The following is a 16,436-nucleotide window of genomic DNA, read 5'->3' on the forward strand; positions in this document are numbered from 1 at the left end:
ATCGGAATAATTAATTTTAGGTGCATCGACACGAAGCTTGGCATCCGCTATAATACCAAATAGGAGCTAATTCCATAATTTATCCGTGATGAAAGAAGGTTAAACCATGGCTGAAATTCGTATTCGCAACACCAATGAGCGGATCTCCGGGGAAGAAAATGTGAAGGCATTTTTGGATAAACAAGAGGTGCTTTACGAGCATTGGAATGCTTCCAAGCTGCCTGCTCAGCTGCAAGAGAAATTTACACTTACGGATGAGAACAAGGCTGAAATTTTGTCGACATTCGATGCTGAGATTCGGGATCTGGCCAGCCGCCGCGGCTACAGAACGTGGGACGTCATTGCACTGTCCGACGCCACACCTAATCTGGATGAGCTGCTGAAAAAATTCGAGCAAGTGCATACCCATACGGAAGATGAAGTCCGCGCTATTACAGCGGGTAAAGGCATCTTCATTATCAAGGGCACAGAAGATGTTGGCTATTTCGATGTGGAGCTGGAAGCTGGCGATGTCATCTCCGTTCCTGAGCATAAGCCCCACTTCTTCACTTTGATGGAAAACCGTCAAATCGTAGCCGTTCGCCTCTTCATCGAAACCGAGGGCTGGATTGCTCATCCGTTCGCAGACGCTTCTTTCCAAAAATAATCATCATCATACAAAAATCCCGCCGGCTTAGCCGACGGGATTTTTCTATTGGTTAGCTTATCCAATGCGAGAGATAACGTCTTGGATTTCACGCAGGCTCTGAATTTCGAACACAGGCTCGATCTCGGTGCGCGGAAGATCATGACGGTTAATCCACATATTGCGCATCCCAACTGTATTGGAACCGAGTATATCCGTTGTCAGCTTATCTCCGATCATAACTCCTTCGTCAGGGCCGATCTCAAGCAGCTTCATCGTATGCTCAAAAATCGAGGCCGCTGGCTTACCCACACCGAACTCACCGGAAATTACGATGTGATCGAAATAAGGCGCCAATTGCGGTACACCCGCAAGCTTTTCCTTCTGCAGATCCGGTGATCCGTTCGTTAAGAGAAGCAGCTTGTAGCCTGCCCCACGCAGCTGGTCCAATACTTCAAACGTTTCTTCATAAACGATCGGACGATTGCGACGTTCGGCAGGAAACTTTTCTGCAAGTGCTGCACCTAACTCCGCATCCTCAATGCCGAGTGCTTTCAAACCGCGTGTCCACGATTCCTTACGGTAGCCAGGAGCCAGTGCTTGAAGCTTGCGGAACTCCTCCTGCTCACCTTCCGTAAAATTCGCCCAAAGCCCCTCAAATGGGTTAATTCCGATCATCTTCGTAAAGGCGAAGGTTTCAAAGGATTCGTACAGTGCTCTTGCTTCGGTGCGTACGGCATCTTCCAGCTTCTCCGGATCAATATCGTATTGCTGAGCCGCCACCTGGCAAGTCGCTTGGAAAGCTTCTTTAACACTGCGCTCATCCCAAAGGAGCGTATCGTCCAAATCAAACAGAACCGCTTTAATCGTCATCTTCGTTTCTCTCCCTGTACTCTCCCATGTGTGAGCCAATAATGTATTGCTCCTACTCCTGCTTCAAGGCAATGGAGTGTGCCGCAGCAAACTCTTTAAGCTTGTCCTGCATGTCATCCATTGGAAACTGATTGAAAAAACGCGTAAATACCCAACGGTTTCCCTTGGGTTTGAACTGAACAACTACGCTATCCTTGCTCAGTGTGATTTCATCGATCTGCGAAGCTTCCATCGTCTTGTCACCGCCAAATCTGCGGGACGTTAAGGCCGTCTTACCGATCTTGAGGAACGGTCTGCGCGCCCAATAAATAATTACCGCGAGAAAAATGTAACTTGCTCCCGTCACCCAATACAGATTGTCCTGTGACGCCATATTGCGGAACGTGATGAAGCAAAAGATCCCCGTAGCCACGAGCAGCATTGGCAGAAACCAGCTGCGGCCTTTGAATGTAACCGATCCGTCGGAAGCTGCAGCATCAGTAATGAGCGGCTTTCCGTGCTTCTTTCTTTGGGTGTTAATTACCTTCGTATTCTTGCGTACCATTCGCGCCCACTTGCGTGACATGTCTTAACCCCTTATGTGTTCGTTTACTTCCACTCTACCAACTTCACGCTGAAACGCTGTAGAAAACTCGAATTACTTATTCTCGTTATTATCTACGATTTTAATATTTTCAAGGTGAGAGCGCAGTGAAGATTTAAATGAATCGATGTACTTTCTGCGAAGCGTATTACGCTCCTCCAGTTCATCATCCGTTAATCCTTCCGCTTTCGCTTTGCGCGCTAACTCATTGATCCGTTTCACCGTTTCGTCGTGTTCCGATTCCTTCATAGCGTTCCTCCCAATGTCTGTCAAAGCTGTCCGCGAAAAAGCCTTCGCGATTAATAATACTTTGACATTAAGGAAAAAGATTGTCAAGAGATAGAAGCGTATGTAAGAACCAGAATACACATTAGCGAACAGTCGGTAATAAGAGCTTCTGACCCTCATGCACAGTGGAAGAACTTAGACCATTGACTTGCTTCAGCTTAAATACATACTCTCGAACATCTTGTCCCTTCGCCACATGCTCGGATGCAATACTCCACAGCGTATCCCCTGACTCGACCGTTACCGAAGGCTGTGCCACATTATGATTGGAAGCGGCGTAGGCATCCTGGTTGCCAAAGAAGGCAGAGATCAATCCGCTAATCGAAAGAATCATGAGAAGAAAAGCTCCAAAGAAGAACGCTCGAACATACGTTCTATTATTATACTTCCTATTGCTTTGCATCAGTTGTTTATGATTTACTCCACGTCGGTTGGATTTCTCGATCACTTGTACATTTTGAATCATCTTAACTCATCCCCCAAACATTTGTTCTGTTATAAAGATAACACGAACATTCGTTTGCGTCAACACTTTTTCGAACTTATGTTTGTACGAACTCCGGTTCTGTGCTATACTTCTAAGTAATGATTACCAAAAATGGAGTGATTCACATGAGCAAGATTTCCAATCGCCAGCAAGCGATCTTGGATTTCATCAAGAATGAGGTCAAGGACAAGGGATATCCTCCATCCGTAAGGGAAATTGGAGAAGCAGTAGGCCTCGCGTCCAGCTCTACCGTGCACGGGCACTTAGAGCGTCTAGAGAAGAAGGGCTTGATCCGACGCGACCCTACCAAGCCTAGAGCGATTGAAATCTTGGATGGAAGCGTAGGCGACGGAACGTTCGCCGTATCGGTTGCTAGAGTGCCTTTGATCGGACGAGTTACTGCAGGCACACCTATTACAGCTACCGAGAACATCGAGGACTACTTCCCGCTTCCGAGTCACTTTGTCGGAGATAATAACGTATTTATGCTCAGCGTTATCGGTGAAAGTATGATCGATGCAGGAATTCATAACGGAGACTATGTAATCGTTCGCCAGCAGCAGACCGCTAATAACGGCGAGATCGTGGTAGCCATGACCGAGGAAGACGAAGCCACTGTCAAGACCTTTTATAAAGAGAAGGATCACATTCGACTTCAGCCTGAGAATCAGACCATGGAGCCATTGCGGCTTAAGCATGTTTCGATCCTCGGCAAAGTAATCGGCGTATTCCGCGACATTCACTAGAACACGAAATCCCCTTCGCACAAGCGAAAGGGATTTTTCTTTTTTCCAAGATGTCCAAATATCAATATTGAGCTTTTTCAATATGAAACTGGTTCATTCCGGAATGGACGATATTAAGCTCCACATCTATAGACTGCAGCGAATAGCTGATGGGCTTACTGCCATTCTGAGTCAACCTGCTCCATGCAGGAAATGACTCTCGATATAAAACATGCGTTAGTCTGTAAAGATCGATCGAGTGTTCTTGTCCGTATTTGAAAGTATTCGTAATTTGATCGCGGATTTCATTTGTCACCTCTTGTTTTATTGCCTTCTCGTCCATCATCACGTTGATTTCATCCAACAGCACATTCCCGCTAAAATGAACAGAGAAGCTGGCTTCTTGCCCTCTGGTTTGAGGAGTAATCGTTCTCTTGGATTTTTCAACGGTAACCTTTACAATAGGCTTCTCACCACGATAAACTACCAACGGCGTACGCATCGTACTTCTTTCCAGCCATCGCAAGCCATTCAGCTGCTTCTCCTCTACCCATCCTTTCAGCTTGCCATCCTGAATCGCATAGGCTCCGCTTACTTTAAGCTTAGGATCTGGTTTCTCGTTTTTTTTCCACGCATCCGTTGCGATCTCAAGACTTGGCAGCATGACTGTATAGTTAGGCTCGCGAAAATCGACAATCACTTTATATAACCGCAGTGGCCGGATAAAAGAAAATTGTTTGTAAACATCAATTGGATTGTGTAATATCGAAGCGATTGGAGACAGGTTAAAAAAGGGCAACACCGTAAATATTTTGTCGATCGGTTCTTTGGTGCCATAAACCCATGGCTTGTAGCGAGTCTCTCCTACTCGGCTAAGACTATCAAGAAACGGATATAAGCCCAGCTTCAATGCATCTTCTGTAAAAACAACGGATGATACATGGCCCCAAAACATACGCTGCTGCGATGTTTCATACAGCTTGTTAAAAGCATTACTAATCGTATCCCCCTCTGCCGTCCCCGCCCAAACCGATGGAGGCTGCCCCGCCTTCCCTCCCTCTTGCTTAGCGACGCTGGAGAAGTCCAACATTTGCCCATAAACGACGTACTTTCCATTCTTAAAATCAAGCCCAACAGCTGTCACATAATTCGTATCCTGGATTGATTTGATATCCCAGCAGCCAGCGGTGAAGGTCAGAAGCGTCATCATAAAGCCAAGCATCAAAAGCCTTCTCAACTTGCATCCCCCCCTTGACGAGTTGGATCGGTCGGATGAAGAAATGCAGGACGCCGTTTAAGCTTTTTCCAGGGCAATGCCAGTACAGCCGCTGCGATATTGCGGAACTTCGGCGGCGACAACGGTGCAAGATAAGACACTCCGAAAGATTCCAACGTAGACAAATACAACACAAGCGAGACGACGGCCAGCATAAATCCGAACATGCCAAACATCGAAGAGGCAATCAGAATGAGCAGTCGGAACAGCGTGATGGTTCCAGCCAAAGACTGATTGACCAGGGTAAACATCGATATCGTTGAGATCGCAGTCGTAACCAGCGTAATCGGACCGGTGATTCCGGCTCGAATCGCCGCATCGCCGATAATCAGCCCACCAACAACAGCGACTGTTTGCCCAACCGGCTTGGGCAAGCGAAGTCCCGCTTCTCTAAACATCTCGAACAAGGCGAGGATGAGAAAAAAATCCACCGTCCCAGAAAACGGGAGGCCCAGCCGCGACGAAGAAATGGTAGCAAGCAGCGGAAAGGGGATTTGATCTAGATTATATGATGACACGGCGATCCAAAAGCCCGGGAGAAAAAGCGCTAAAATTAGCCCAAGGAGACGAAGCAGTCGCTCAATCGAAACATAGAAGAACGGCAGGTGCACATCTTCAGGTGATTTTAAAATAAGTAATAAATTTGCCGGCGCAATAACGGCCATCGGTGTTCCTTCTACAAGGACAGCGAAACGGCCCCTTAATAGGCTTTGAACGACATAGTCAGGTCGACCAACGCTATCAAAGAGGGGGAACAAGGAGGTCGAAGGGATTTCCAATTGCGCACTAGTCAATAAAGCGTCCGCTTTAATGGCTGTTAACCAGCTTTTGGCCTCTACGATGATTTCGGGATTTGCGATATCCGATATATAGATTAAACCGACTGAGGTTTGAGTTCGTTCTCCAATCACGAATTTTTCAATGCATAACGATTTAGTTTTCAACCGTTTTCTTATGAGAGCGATATTCGTGGTCAGATTTTCCGTGAACCCATCCCGAGGCCCCTTAATGGACACTTCCGTACTCGACTCTTCGGGCCCCCGTTCCGGCGGTCTAGAAATGTCCAAGGAAAAGATCCACTTGTGTTCTTCAAAAAAGATGATCAGTTCACCGGAATATAACCGATGCTGCAGCGTTACCAAGGGATCCGGAGTCGTAATTTGTTCGAGCTGAAGCGTCCTGTACTTATTCAACAGTTCCGGCTTGATTTCATCGAATGAATCCAGCATATGCTGCAGCTGAGTCAGCACGAGTTCATTAATCACAGATAAATCCGCCATGCCCTCACAATACATGAGAACAAGTGGAATCGGATAGCTTGGTGTACCGAAATCGTAGGTACGAATCTGGACGTCTGCCGACATGGCAAACCAATCCCGAAACGACTGCTCATTCATCTCGGATAAGGCTAAGGTATTCATCCGGACGGATTCTCCTTTCGGTTCCCAGCGAGGATGACTAAACCGAAAATGACCACGGTCATAAACAGATTTAAACCCACGGTTGACGGGTAGTACCAATCCTTGAGCAGTTGGAAAAACTTCATATCACTCATGGGGATAATCGTAAGTACGACAGTGAATACAGCAATGCAGCCCAAAAGTATGGTTCGGTTACGCTCACGCCGGATTCCAGCGAGATCACTTATCAGGTAGAGCATCAATGAAATGCGTACAAAGGCCCCTGAGATCCATTGGTATATCGAAAGAAAATCCAGATGTGAAATAAATTTACCCATTCTAACCATTCGCCATTGCTCAAAAGCCGGATACCTGAGATCTGCCGATTGGAAAGGCCCGAAGATGGCAATGGATCCCGTTAATGGCCCTATCGTCAATCCGATCAGAATAATCGCAAAAATCACCAGACTGGAAAAACGAATTTTTGTCGATACATGATGCTGCATGAGCAAGATGAAGACCAGCTCCAGCAGTGCTCCAAACGTATCCATGGCAGCTCTTAGCATCGGCATATATCCATGGGTGAACAAGGGCTTCAGCAAGGAGTAATCTTTGTATTGAAAGTTTGCCGTAGCCACTAAATAACCGAGCACCACAACCACCGGCAGCAGTAAGCCCGATGTAACCCCTATTGCGCGAATGCCTGCTCTGGCAGCGAAAAAACAGACGAGCATAAACATGACTGCCAATACACCTCTTGGAGTAGCCGGCAAGTAAGAAACATTGGTCCACGTCACCGTATCCCGCAGGGAAAGCACCGAAATGACAAAACTATAGATCGACAGGATGCTCACAATAAGCACCTGCACAGTCTTGCCATATTGTTGTCTGAGCATATCCGTTAATTTTCGATTTCCAACACGCTTCACAATGAGATAAAAGACACAGATCCACAGCAAAATTGGGACAATGGCGGCACATGCGCCAACCCACGAATCACGTTTTGCTACTTGCAGCAAAACCGGTATTAACCACACGTGATTGGATATGCCAATCGAAAGCATCAGAATGCAGTACATTTGCAAGGCCGTAATCTTCTTATTACGAAGCATAGTCCACACTCCCGTAGCTTCGACGTAAAATGCACCCATAGGATGTGCCAAAACTGGTCAATTTATGAAACGACAAAAAAACCGTTCATTCAAGGAAGCCTTGAAATGAACGGTTTGTCTTTTATACGTCTGGGATTAGTACAGCGTCAAATACTGCTCGCGCTCCCAAGCATGGATCTGGGTACGGTAGATGTCCCACTCGATTTCTTTCAGCTCATAGAAGTGAGCCAAAGCATGATCGCCCAGAGCATCGCAGATCACATCGTCGCGAAGCAGCTCATCCAGCGCTTGCTTCAAATCGACCGGCAGGCTCGGAATCCCCTGCTCTTCGCGCTCTTCTTCCGTCATCACATAAATGTTGCGGTCCGTTGGAGGCGGCAGCTGCATTTTGTTCTTGATGCCGTCAAGGCCTGCTTTCAGCATAACCGCAAGAGCCAGATAAGGGTTCGCCGCTGGGTCTGGGTTTCTGACTTCCACGCGCGTGCTAAGCCCGCGGGAAGCCGGGATACGGATCATCGGACTGCGGTTGCTCGCTGACCAAGCCACATAGCATGGCGCTTCATAGCCTGGTACAAGACGCTTGTACGAGTTAACCGTCGGGTTCGTGATCGCAGCAAACGCTCGAGCATGCTTCAGGATGCCTGCCATGTAATGGCGCGCCGTGGTGCTCAAGCCAAGCTTATCACTCTCATCGTAGAATGCATTCTCTTTGCCGCGAAACAGCGACTGGTGGCAGTGCATCCCGGAGCCGTTCACGCCGAACAACGGCTTCGGCATAAAGGTTGCATGAAGCCCATGCTGTCTTGCGACCGTTTTGACCACGAGCTTAAAGGTTTGGATCTGATCCGCCGCTTTAATCGCGTTCTCATATTTAAAGTCGATCTCGTGCTGACCCGGAGCTACCTCATGATGGGAAGCTTCGATCTCAAAGCCCATCTCCTCGAGCGTCAACACGATTTCACGGCGGCAGTTCTCACCAAGATCCATCGGTGCCAAGTCGAAGTAGCCGCCCTGGTCGTTCAGCTCCATCGTAGGATTGCCTTTCTCATCGGTCTTGAACAAGAAAAACTCCGGTTCCGGACCAACGTTCATTGCCGTGAAGCCCATTTCTTCCGCTTCCTTGAGCGCAGCCTTCAGAATGCCGCGCGGGTCGCCTGGGAACGGTCTGCCGTCTGGCAAATAAATATCGCAAATCAAGCGCGCTACTCGGTCTTCAGTTACCCATGGGAACACAACCCAAGTATTCAAGTCAGGGTATAAGTACATGTCCGATTCTTCAATCCGCACATAGCCTTCGATTGAAGAGCCGTCAAACATCATTTTATTATCGAGAGCTTTCTCCAGCTGACTGACAGGAATCTCTACGTTCTTGATCGTACCGAGCAGATCGGTAAACTGCAAGCGAATGAAACGGACGTTTTCTTCTTTGGCGATGCGCATAATATCTTCTTTGTTGAAGTTCTTTTCGGTCACTGAGCAATCTCCTCCTTAAACTATGTACCAAGATAACGGGGCTTGTCTGGACGACGTCCAAACATGCTAGCCAGCGGATAGCGGCTGCAAGCCCCGGCACAGCAATTATTTTCTAAAGAAACGAGATAGCTCGCCTTGAATCAACGAGACCTGATTCGGGCGTTTGCCTCCGCCAAGCAACTGCTGTTTGAGCATCTTATGCAATTGGGAATCGGTCATTTCACGGCGTTTCACTTCCGAATGCTCGTTGATAATGGTCGCGTCTTCGGAATCTTTGGATACCGGCAGCAGCACCTGCTTGATCCCTGCGATGTTTACGCCCTTCTCAATCAAGTCCTTGATCTCGAGCAAACGTTCTACGTCATTGAAGGAATACAAACGTTGGTTACCGCCAGTACGAGCCGGAATGACCAGCTCATGCTGCTCGTAATATCGAATTTGTCTAGCTGTCAAATCGGTCAGCTTCATTACGATGCCGATCGGAAAAAGCGCCATATTACGGCGTATTTCATCAGTCATGACCATCACTCCTAAGCACTCTGAACCTTACCTTTATTGTAACCTTGAAGGCAAAATGTGTCAAGTTGTGTAAGGTTTATGCAATATGTAAGCATTTTTTACAGAAAGCGCTTTTTCTGAGGGTCAGATCATGATTTTCAGCTTAATAAGCCCCGATCGATCATGTTTTGAATGGCGGTTAGCACGCCCATTTTGCAATGGGAGTAAGTTAACCCGCCCTGCATATAGGCAATGTATGGCTCCCGTATGGGGGCATCTGCGGAGAGCTCCAGGCTGCCCCCTTGGATAAAGGTTCCGGCGGCCATAATCACGGGATGCTCATAGCCCGGCATGTCCCACGGCTCTGGAACAACGTGCGCGTCCACCGCTGCGGCCTGCTGAATCCCCTGCACGAAAGCGATCAAGTGCTCTGCGCTTGTGAATCGAATCGCCTGAATGAGATCCGTACGAGGATCGTTCCAGCGCGGATGCGTGACGAAGCCCAACTGCTCGAATACGGATGCGGCAAACACCGAGCCCTTCACTGCTTGTCCAACTAAATGCGGCGCCAAAAATAACCCTTGGTAAATTGATCGCGTCGTTCCGAGCATCGCGCCCACTTCCCCGCCAATGCCCGGTGCTGTTAACCGATACGAGGCAAGCTCCACATATTTGGCTTTACCAGCAATATAGCCGCCCGTTGCCGCCAGGCCGCCGCCCGGGTTCTTGATCAGCGACCCTGCCATCAAGTCGACACCAACCTCTGTCGGCTCTGTCAGCTCCGTGAATTCCCCATAGCAATTGTCGACAAATACGATGACATCCGGTTTGATTTCCTTCACGTAACGAACCATTTCCCCGATCTGTGCTACCGTGAACGAAGGACGCCACGAATATCCGCGTGAACGCTGAATTCCAATGACGCGTGTGCTTGGAGTTATTCGGCTGCTAATGGCTGCAAAGTCAGGCGAACCGTCCTCAAGCAGCGGTACTTCCCCATACCGAATGCCCCAGTCCTGAAGCGAGCCTTTACCATCGCCCGGCTGACCGATCACCTTGTGCAGCGTGTCATACGGCCGGCCTGTAATCATGAGCAGCTCGTCTCCTGGACGCAGCACGCCGAACAGCGCCGTTCCGATCGTGTGCGTACCCGAAACGAAATGCGGTCGTACCAGCGCCGCTTCCGCGCCGAACACGTCCGCATACACCAAATCCAGCACCTCGCGGCCCCGGTCGTTATAGCCGTACCCTGTCGACCCGGCAAAGTGATAATCGCTTACCCTATGCTTCTGGAATGTGCGAATCACTTTCCATTGGTTCTGGTCGATGATCCGGTCGATTTCTTTCAGCTTCCCATCAATTTGAAGCTCGGCCTGATTCATCAGGCCGAGCACCTTTTCCTTAAACATGTTCGGTTGTCTCTCCTCTGGCTTCTCCCTGCGCTTGCCGAGCCGAATCGTACGCGGCCAGCATATACCCCATTTTTTGATACTCTTTGTTATTCAATCGTACCCGCATCAGCATGTCGTCACCGTCGACCTCGTTCTCCAGCACCTCGCCAATCCGATACACCAGCGAGATCATATCGCCTTTCTCGGCAGGAATGCGGAAGGTTCGGCTATCTCCCATCAGCTTCGACTCGATCGTCTCCAGCACACGCTGCAGATCTGCTTCACGATACGCAGAAATCCGTAAAAACTCTCCTTCGGTCGTCAGCATATCCACTTGCTCCGGAGGGCACATATCGATCTTGTTAAACACGGTAACGCGTTCCTTCCCGTGCGCACCAAGCTCCTCCAGCACCTGATCGACAACCTTCATCTGAATGGTCATCATCTCCGAGGAGCTGTCCACGACATGAAGGATCAAATCCGCTTCGTTCGCCTCCTCTAAGGTAGCCCGAAACGCGGCGACCAATTCATGCGGCAGGTTCTGAATAAATCCTACCGTATCCGTCAGCACGATGTCCACCCCGCTAGGCAGCGTGAGCGATCTGGAGGTCGGATCCAGCGTAGCAAACAGCTGATTTTCCACGAGCACGTCCGAATCGGTCAGCTGCCTTAGCAGTGTGGACTTGCCGGCATTCGTGTATCCGACCAGCGCCACCTGATAGACCCCTGTTTCCTTCCGGCGCTCGCGATGCAAGCTGCGGTGCCTTACCACCTCATGAAGCTGGCGCTTCAGCTCGTCGATCCGGCCGCGGATGTGCCGGCGATCGGTCTCCAGTTTGGATTCCCCCGGACCTCTGGTCCCGATCCCGCCCCCAAGCCGGGACAAATTTTTACCGTGCCCGGACAGCCGTGGAAGCAGGTAGCTCAGCTGCGCCAGCTCCACTTGGATGATGCCCTCGCGCGTCTTGGCCCGTCCAGCGAAAATATCAAGGATGAGCTGCGTCCGGTCAATAATTTTCACATCCAGGAACTGCTCCAGGTTACGCACCTGCGCCCCCGACAGCTCCTGATCGAAAATGGCGGTATTCGCTCCCGTCTCGGCGATCAAATCCTTCAGCTCCGCCGCCTTTCCCTTCCCGACAAACCACTTGGAGTCGGTATACTCCTTATTTTGCGTCAGCTTCCCAAGTACCTCGACACCAGCTGTTTCCGCCAGTCGAACGAGCTCCGTCAAGGAATATTCCGGATCATAATCATCGAGCCTCTTCTGCTCTGCTGTAACTAGGCTCACCAGAATGGCCTGATCACGCTCATCCGGCTTGACCTCATGTATTGTTTGTTTCATCTGTAGGTATTCGTCTCCTTTGATGCCGATTGAGCTAAGTCGTTAGTTTGCCAAGTTCGTTTCCATTTTAGTCCTTTTTCGCTCAAGTCCATTGTAAACGTCGTTTTCAGGAAAAACAATGTAAAGCTTTCCTTTAAGCGATTTATCACAACGGCAGCGCATTAAAAGGACTGTGATCGATATTGAACAAATGGGGATTGCGAAGCTAGATCCTTTTCCAGCGCTTCAACTCGGACATCCTCCGGATACAGCTCCATCAGCTGCTGCTTGCTCGGCTTGGAGCTTTGGTTCAGCAATCGGACGGCTTGCAGACGGACAGCCCGCTCCAGCAAATTGCGTACATAACGCGCGTTGCTGAAATGCAGATTCGACGCGATTTCGATATGCAGGTGCTCTTTGATTTTACGGATCGTGTCCGGCAGCAGGCAGTACTCGCGTTCGGAAACCATTTTTTCCGAGATTTTTATCAGCTGATCGACTGTATAGTCAGGAAAATCGAGCTGGATGGGAAAGCGCGAAGGCAACCCCGGGTTGGTCTGCAGGAAGGTGTCGATCTCGTCGGGATACCCCGCCAAAATCAGGATAAAATCATTCTTATGATCCTCCATAGACTTCACTAAACAGTCGATACACTCCTTGCCGAAATCCTTTTCCCCGCCCCGTGCCAAGCTATAAGCTTCATCGATAAAAAGAATGCCGCCCATCGCTTTTTTGACCATTTCCCTGGTTTTCAAAGCGGTATGTCCGATGTACTCACCGACCAGATCCGCCCGCTCCACCTCGATCAAATGCCCTTTGCTAAGCACGCCCATCGACTTAAACAGCTTTGCTACAATGCGCGCCACGGTCGTTTTACCTGTCCCAGGATTGCCTTTAAAAATCATATGGTACACATGCGCCCCCGCATGAAGTCCCGCTTCCTGGCGAAATTGCTTGACCTGCAGCATCGCGTAAATTTGAAAAATCAGTTCCTTCACTTCTTCCAATCCGATCATGTCGTCCAGCTCTTTAAATATATCTGAGAACGATTCAAGATGCGTCAAATTCGCTTTGTTGGTGTACGGGCTCACCGGCTCCTGCGGAGGCTTCGTAGGTGTACCAAGGGTGTTAAATACCACATTGATCTGGCGGTCCTTTTTTGTTATCGTTCGCTGTTCATCCTCCATCGATCTCACCTCGTTCCTCCTTCATTTTATGCATCATAAGGCGCGGTTCATGCTCCAATCTGAAGGGACGGGCAGACGAAAAAGAACGCCGGCTCTCTTGGAAGGGAAGAGAATTGACGTTCCTAGAAAACTATGTGAGCCGATGCTTGTTATACAGCGGGATCAGCTCCTCCAGCCCTGTGATGACGGCCTGCGGCTGCACGGGAAGGGTGTGTTCCCAGTCATGAATGCCTTGCTTCCAAATCGTGCAAAGTCCGGCCGACGCAGCGCCCAAGACATCGTTGCGCGGATGGTCACCCACATACCAGGCCTCGGCGGAAGTCACATCGAGCTCACGCAGTGCCAGCTGAAAGATCGCCGGATCCGGCTTTTTACAACCGGCTGCCTCAGAAACAATGATGCTGCCAAACAAGTCCCGAATGCCGAGCAGATCGATTTTCGGCTGCTGAACAGCGGTTTGCCCATTCGTAATTAAGCCTAGACACAGCCCCTGCTGCTTGAAATAATGAAGCGTTGGCAGGAGTCCCTCTTCCGGCTTGGCACATGTTGGGTAGAGTCTGTACCAATATCCCATAAACGTATCCGTTGCAGGAGCTTCCCGCCAGCCAAGCAGCGGTACCAGACGTTCGTACATTTCGGTTTTCGGAATATACCCGCCGCCATCCGCCTGCTTCACGAGCTGCTGGATACGATCGGGATCTTGCACCTCGAAATCGTGACCGTAATCTTGAATCAGCTGCTCGGTAAATGCGCTGAGCGCCTTCCGCCGGTTCATTAAAGTCTCGTCGAGATCGAATAGGATCGCGCGAACCGGACTGGTTAAGGAAATACTACTACATTTCGGGATCGAATTTTGCTCTGTGAGCTCCTCCATCATTCGTACAACCTCCGCTAGTCATGGATTTTTTTGCCTGGATGCTTTAAATCCATTATAGTTGGAAGTAGAATTATAGATCTAATTGATATTATGAATATTAGTTATAGAGGTGTTAAATATCAGTACGCCATTGGAGCTATATAGAGTGTTTTATGAAATTGCCCAAACTGGAAGCTTAAGCAAGGCCGCAGAACGGTTGTTCATCACCCAGCCAAGCGTCTCTTATGCCGTCAAGCAGCTCGAGGAGCAGCTAAATACAATGTTATTTTTGCGAAAATCCAAAGGGGTGGAGCTGACGCCGGAGGGGCGCGCACTGCTGGAATATGTACAGCCGGCAATGCTGCTGCTGGGGGAAGGGGAGCGGATGATCACGCAAGTCAAGAGCTTGGAAGCCGGAGAAATTCGAATCGGGGGAAGCGAGATCTTCATTAAGCAGTACTTGCTTTCCACTGTCGAAGCATTCCATAGGAAGCATCCGGGGATCAAGTTCAGCTTCATTCATGGAAAAACGCAAGAAATTGTTCGTGCGCTGGAGGATGGGCGGATTGACCTTGGTATGGTCCATTTGCCGCTGGCAAACGCGGGTACAACGATATCGATCCTTGAGGATTGGCTGGCGGAGCCGATCTTTATTTGCGGCTCGCAAACCAAGTATGCCGCTCTTTGTGAGTGTCCTTCGCCCTCTTCAAAGCACTTTAAAGAACCGCTGATAGTCCTTTCGTCAGGGAGCAGTACACGCCGTTTCATCGAGCAGGAAGCCATGCGCTGTGGTGTACAGCTAATGCCAGAAATGGTCGTCGGAAGCGTGGATTTGATCAAGGAGCTGGTGCGCATGGGAATTGGTATCGCTGTCATTCATAGGGATCTGGTTGAACATGAATTGAACAAGGGCGTACTGCTGGAAATGCCGCTGGTCCAGCCGCTGCCGCAGCGAAGCATAGGGATCGCTACAAGCTCCAAACGAAGCCTATCCGCTGCGGCAGCCGCCTTCATGCAAATGAGAAGCTCCGGTTAACCGTTCGTTTCACCGTTTTGAAGCTGCTCGATCACGTCCTTCAGGTTCATCTGCTCCATGGAACCAAGCCGCATATGGTGCTCACCGAACGTCAATTGCGCTGTAACGGAATTCGGCACCGTAACGCAGTACAATCCAGCACGATGGGCCGCCAGGGCGCCATTCGGCGAGTCTTCGAACGCCACCGCTTCATGCGGCTGCACCCCAAGCGCAGCGACGGCCTGCAGGTACAGCTCCGGGTCCGGCTTCACATTGGTCACATCATTACGGGTGCGGATAACATCAAACGCATTGAATAATCCGAAGCGCTGCAAGTAACCGCTGACCCACTCATAGGTTGAGCTCGAGGCCAGTCCGATGCGCAGTCCCAGCTCCCGGGCTTGCTCCAAGTAGGCACGCACCCCAGGTCTGACATCCGCCGTCATCATTTTTTGCTCATAAAGAGACTTGCGTAAGCTTCGGGCAGCTTCAACATCGTAAGGAGCACCTCTGCGCTGGGCTAAATCCTCATATGGATTGAAGACATTAGGCCCTGTCCCGATACAGACACCCCAAATCTCAATCGTCAGCTCGCTTCCGTGCCGGCGGTAAATCTCTTGAAACGACTCGAATTCCGGGGTTTCCGTATCGAGAATTAAACCGTCGAAATCAAATACCATAGCTTTGATCATCTCTGTCAGCTCCTCTCCATAGCTGTATCGTACTATGGGGAAGTTCCATTGAGTAGTATTTTTTTAGTAAACCGCTTCCAGCATGAATAATAAGTAAAAATTTAGTCAAGTTTGAATATCCAACTCAGGAAATGGCAACGATATTCTAAGATAAACATTACATTACTTTAAAGGAGTGAAGTCCATGGAAGCAAGTATGAGCGTAATCGATGTTATCGCCCAAATCCAAGATTTAAAAAACAACGGTCATCAACTGAACAAGAAAAAACTAAAACAATCCCATCCCGAATTGCTGCAAAATGCGTTATTTTACTTCCCAAGCTGGGATCATGCGGTGCAGAGTGCGGATGTTTAATTAGTAAAACCGACATCACATACAGGTGTCGGTTTTCTTTTTTTTCTACGGAAGTCCAATTAACTAACAGGATATTCCAATGCCTCTGTCGAAATAGTTAACAGCTATTTTGACGGAGGTTTTCTTATGCCCTTGCCCAAAAATCGAATTGTTCCTGAGAAAAAAATCTACTATCGTGCGGAAATCGAAAATTGTCCAGATTGCGGACGAAAGCTGAAACGCCATCACACTGCATGGAAGAAAAATGTTGCTACGCTTCAAGGTGTCATTCAGGTC

General features: G+C 49.2%; 18 protein-coding genes. 4 read left to right on the forward strand and 14 right to left on the reverse strand.

Going from position 1 to position 16,436, the window contains the following annotated elements; translation table 11 throughout:
• The first annotated feature begins 106 nt into the window (after nucleotides 1-106).
• Complete coding sequence (locus FPZ49_RS10470) at nucleotides 107-646, forward strand: 1,2-dihydroxy-3-keto-5-methylthiopentene dioxygenase (protein ID WP_144846244.1); 540 nt, start codon at nucleotides 107-109, stop codon at nucleotides 644-646.
• Nucleotides 647-703: 57 nt separating this feature from the next.
• Here FPZ49_RS10470 and FPZ49_RS10475 read toward each other — a convergent pair whose 3' ends face one another.
• The 4 genes from FPZ49_RS10475 to FPZ49_RS10490 all read right to left on the reverse strand — a co-directional run bounded on the left by FPZ49_RS10475 (nucleotide 704) and on the right by FPZ49_RS10490 (nucleotide 2,703).
• The gene (locus FPZ49_RS10475) at nucleotides 704-1,498 is read right to left on the reverse strand and encodes an HAD family hydrolase (protein WP_144846246.1); all 795 of its coding nucleotides are present in this window, start codon (nucleotides 1,496-1,498) and stop codon (nucleotides 704-706) included.
• A 52-nt stretch (nucleotides 1,499-1,550) separates the two neighbouring features.
• Complete coding sequence (locus tag FPZ49_RS10480) at nucleotides 1,551-2,063, reverse strand: hypothetical protein (protein WP_186445717.1); 513 nt, start codon at nucleotides 2,061-2,063, stop codon at nucleotides 1,551-1,553.
• 72 nt (nucleotides 2,064-2,135) lie between these two features.
• Complete coding sequence (locus tag FPZ49_RS10485) at nucleotides 2,136-2,330, reverse strand: DUF896 domain-containing protein (protein WP_144846248.1); 195 nt, start codon at nucleotides 2,328-2,330, stop codon at nucleotides 2,136-2,138.
• A 121-nt stretch (nucleotides 2,331-2,451) separates the two neighbouring features.
• Nucleotides 2,452-2,703 carry a LysM peptidoglycan-binding domain-containing protein gene (locus FPZ49_RS10490; protein WP_186445718.1) on the reverse strand — a complete coding sequence of 84 codons (252 nt, stop codon included), beginning with the start codon at nucleotides 2,701-2,703 and terminating at the stop codon, nucleotides 2,452-2,454.
• 278 nt (nucleotides 2,704-2,981) lie between these two features.
• On the opposite strand from FPZ49_RS10490, the gene lexA reads away from it, so the two are divergent.
• Nucleotides 2,982-3,602: a transcriptional repressor LexA gene (lexA, locus tag FPZ49_RS10495; RefSeq protein ID WP_144846252.1), complete on the forward strand. Its 621-nt coding sequence runs from the start codon at nucleotides 2,982-2,984 to the stop codon at nucleotides 3,600-3,602.
• A 61-nt stretch (nucleotides 3,603-3,663) separates the two neighbouring features.
• Here the strand turns inward: lexA and FPZ49_RS10500 are convergent, their stop codons facing one another.
• From FPZ49_RS10500 to FPZ49_RS10540, 9 genes are all read right to left on the reverse strand, one after another.
• Nucleotides 3,664-4,818 (reverse strand): Ger(x)C family spore germination protein, encoded by a 1,155-nt coding sequence (locus tag FPZ49_RS10500; RefSeq protein WP_144846254.1) that lies wholly within the window; start codon nucleotides 4,816-4,818, stop codon nucleotides 3,664-3,666.
• Nucleotides 4,815-6,278 (reverse strand): spore germination protein, encoded by a 1,464-nt coding sequence (locus tag FPZ49_RS10505; protein ID WP_144846256.1) that lies wholly within the window; start codon nucleotides 6,276-6,278, stop codon nucleotides 4,815-4,817. Before FPZ49_RS10505 ends, FPZ49_RS10500 begins: the two co-directional genes overlap by 4 nt.
• Nucleotides 6,275-7,369 (reverse strand): endospore germination permease, encoded by a 1,095-nt coding sequence (locus tag FPZ49_RS10510; protein ID WP_222429895.1) that lies wholly within the window; start codon nucleotides 7,367-7,369, stop codon nucleotides 6,275-6,277. The genes FPZ49_RS10505 and FPZ49_RS10510 overlap by 4 nt, the downstream gene beginning before the upstream one ends.
• 135 nt (nucleotides 7,370-7,504) lie before the next feature.
• Entirely contained in the window at nucleotides 7,505-8,809 is a 1,305-nt protein-coding gene (glnA, locus tag FPZ49_RS10515) for a type I glutamate--ammonia ligase (RefSeq protein ID WP_144846300.1), read from the reverse strand.
• A 138-nt stretch (nucleotides 8,810-8,947) separates the two neighbouring features.
• A complete protein-coding gene (locus tag FPZ49_RS10520) occupies nucleotides 8,948-9,361 on the reverse strand; it encodes a MerR family transcriptional regulator (protein ID WP_144846260.1) in 414 nt (137 codons plus the stop codon).
• 137 nt (nucleotides 9,362-9,498) lie between these two features.
• Complete coding sequence (locus FPZ49_RS10525; RefSeq protein WP_144846262.1) at nucleotides 9,499-10,749, reverse strand: methionine gamma-lyase family protein; 1,251 nt, start codon at nucleotides 10,747-10,749, stop codon at nucleotides 9,499-9,501.
• The gene (hflX, locus tag FPZ49_RS10530; protein ID WP_144846264.1) at nucleotides 10,742-12,076 is read right to left on the reverse strand and encodes a GTPase HflX; all 1,335 of its coding nucleotides are present in this window, start codon (nucleotides 12,074-12,076) and stop codon (nucleotides 10,742-10,744) included. Before hflX ends, FPZ49_RS10525 begins: the two co-directional genes overlap by 8 nt.
• Before the next feature lie 161 nt (nucleotides 12,077-12,237).
• The gene (locus tag FPZ49_RS10535; protein ID WP_144846302.1) at nucleotides 12,238-13,242 is read right to left on the reverse strand and encodes an AAA family ATPase; all 1,005 of its coding nucleotides are present in this window, start codon (nucleotides 13,240-13,242) and stop codon (nucleotides 12,238-12,240) included.
• A gap of 130 nt (nucleotides 13,243-13,372) precedes the next feature.
• Nucleotides 13,373-14,119 carry an HAD family hydrolase gene (locus tag FPZ49_RS10540; protein WP_144846266.1) on the reverse strand — a complete coding sequence of 249 codons (747 nt, stop codon included), beginning with the start codon at nucleotides 14,117-14,119 and terminating at the stop codon, nucleotides 13,373-13,375.
• A gap of 109 nt (nucleotides 14,120-14,228) precedes the next feature.
• Here FPZ49_RS10540 and FPZ49_RS10545 point away from each other — a divergent pair, with 109 nt between their 5' ends.
• Nucleotides 14,229-15,134: a LysR family transcriptional regulator gene (locus FPZ49_RS10545; RefSeq protein WP_261381350.1), complete on the forward strand. Its 906-nt coding sequence runs from the start codon at nucleotides 14,229-14,231 to the stop codon at nucleotides 15,132-15,134.
• Here the strand turns inward: FPZ49_RS10545 and FPZ49_RS10550 are convergent.
• A complete protein-coding gene (locus tag FPZ49_RS10550) occupies nucleotides 15,131-15,805 on the reverse strand; it encodes an HAD family hydrolase (RefSeq protein ID WP_144846270.1) in 675 nt (224 codons plus the stop codon). The genes FPZ49_RS10545 and FPZ49_RS10550 overlap by 4 nt on opposite strands.
• Before the next feature lie 184 nt (nucleotides 15,806-15,989).
• Between FPZ49_RS10550 and FPZ49_RS35480 the strand changes: the two genes are divergently transcribed.
• Nucleotides 15,990-16,160, forward strand: a complete 171-nt coding sequence (locus tag FPZ49_RS35480) for a hypothetical protein (RefSeq protein ID WP_186445720.1) — start codon at nucleotides 15,990-15,992, stop codon at nucleotides 16,158-16,160.
• Nucleotides 16,161-16,436 lie beyond the last annotated feature (276 nt).

Origin of the sequence: Paenibacillus cremeus (assembly GCF_007786445.1) — a bacterium.
In the GTDB taxonomy this organism is placed as follows: domain Bacteria; phylum Bacillota; class Bacilli; order Paenibacillales; family NBRC-103111; genus Paenibacillus_G; species Paenibacillus_G cremeus.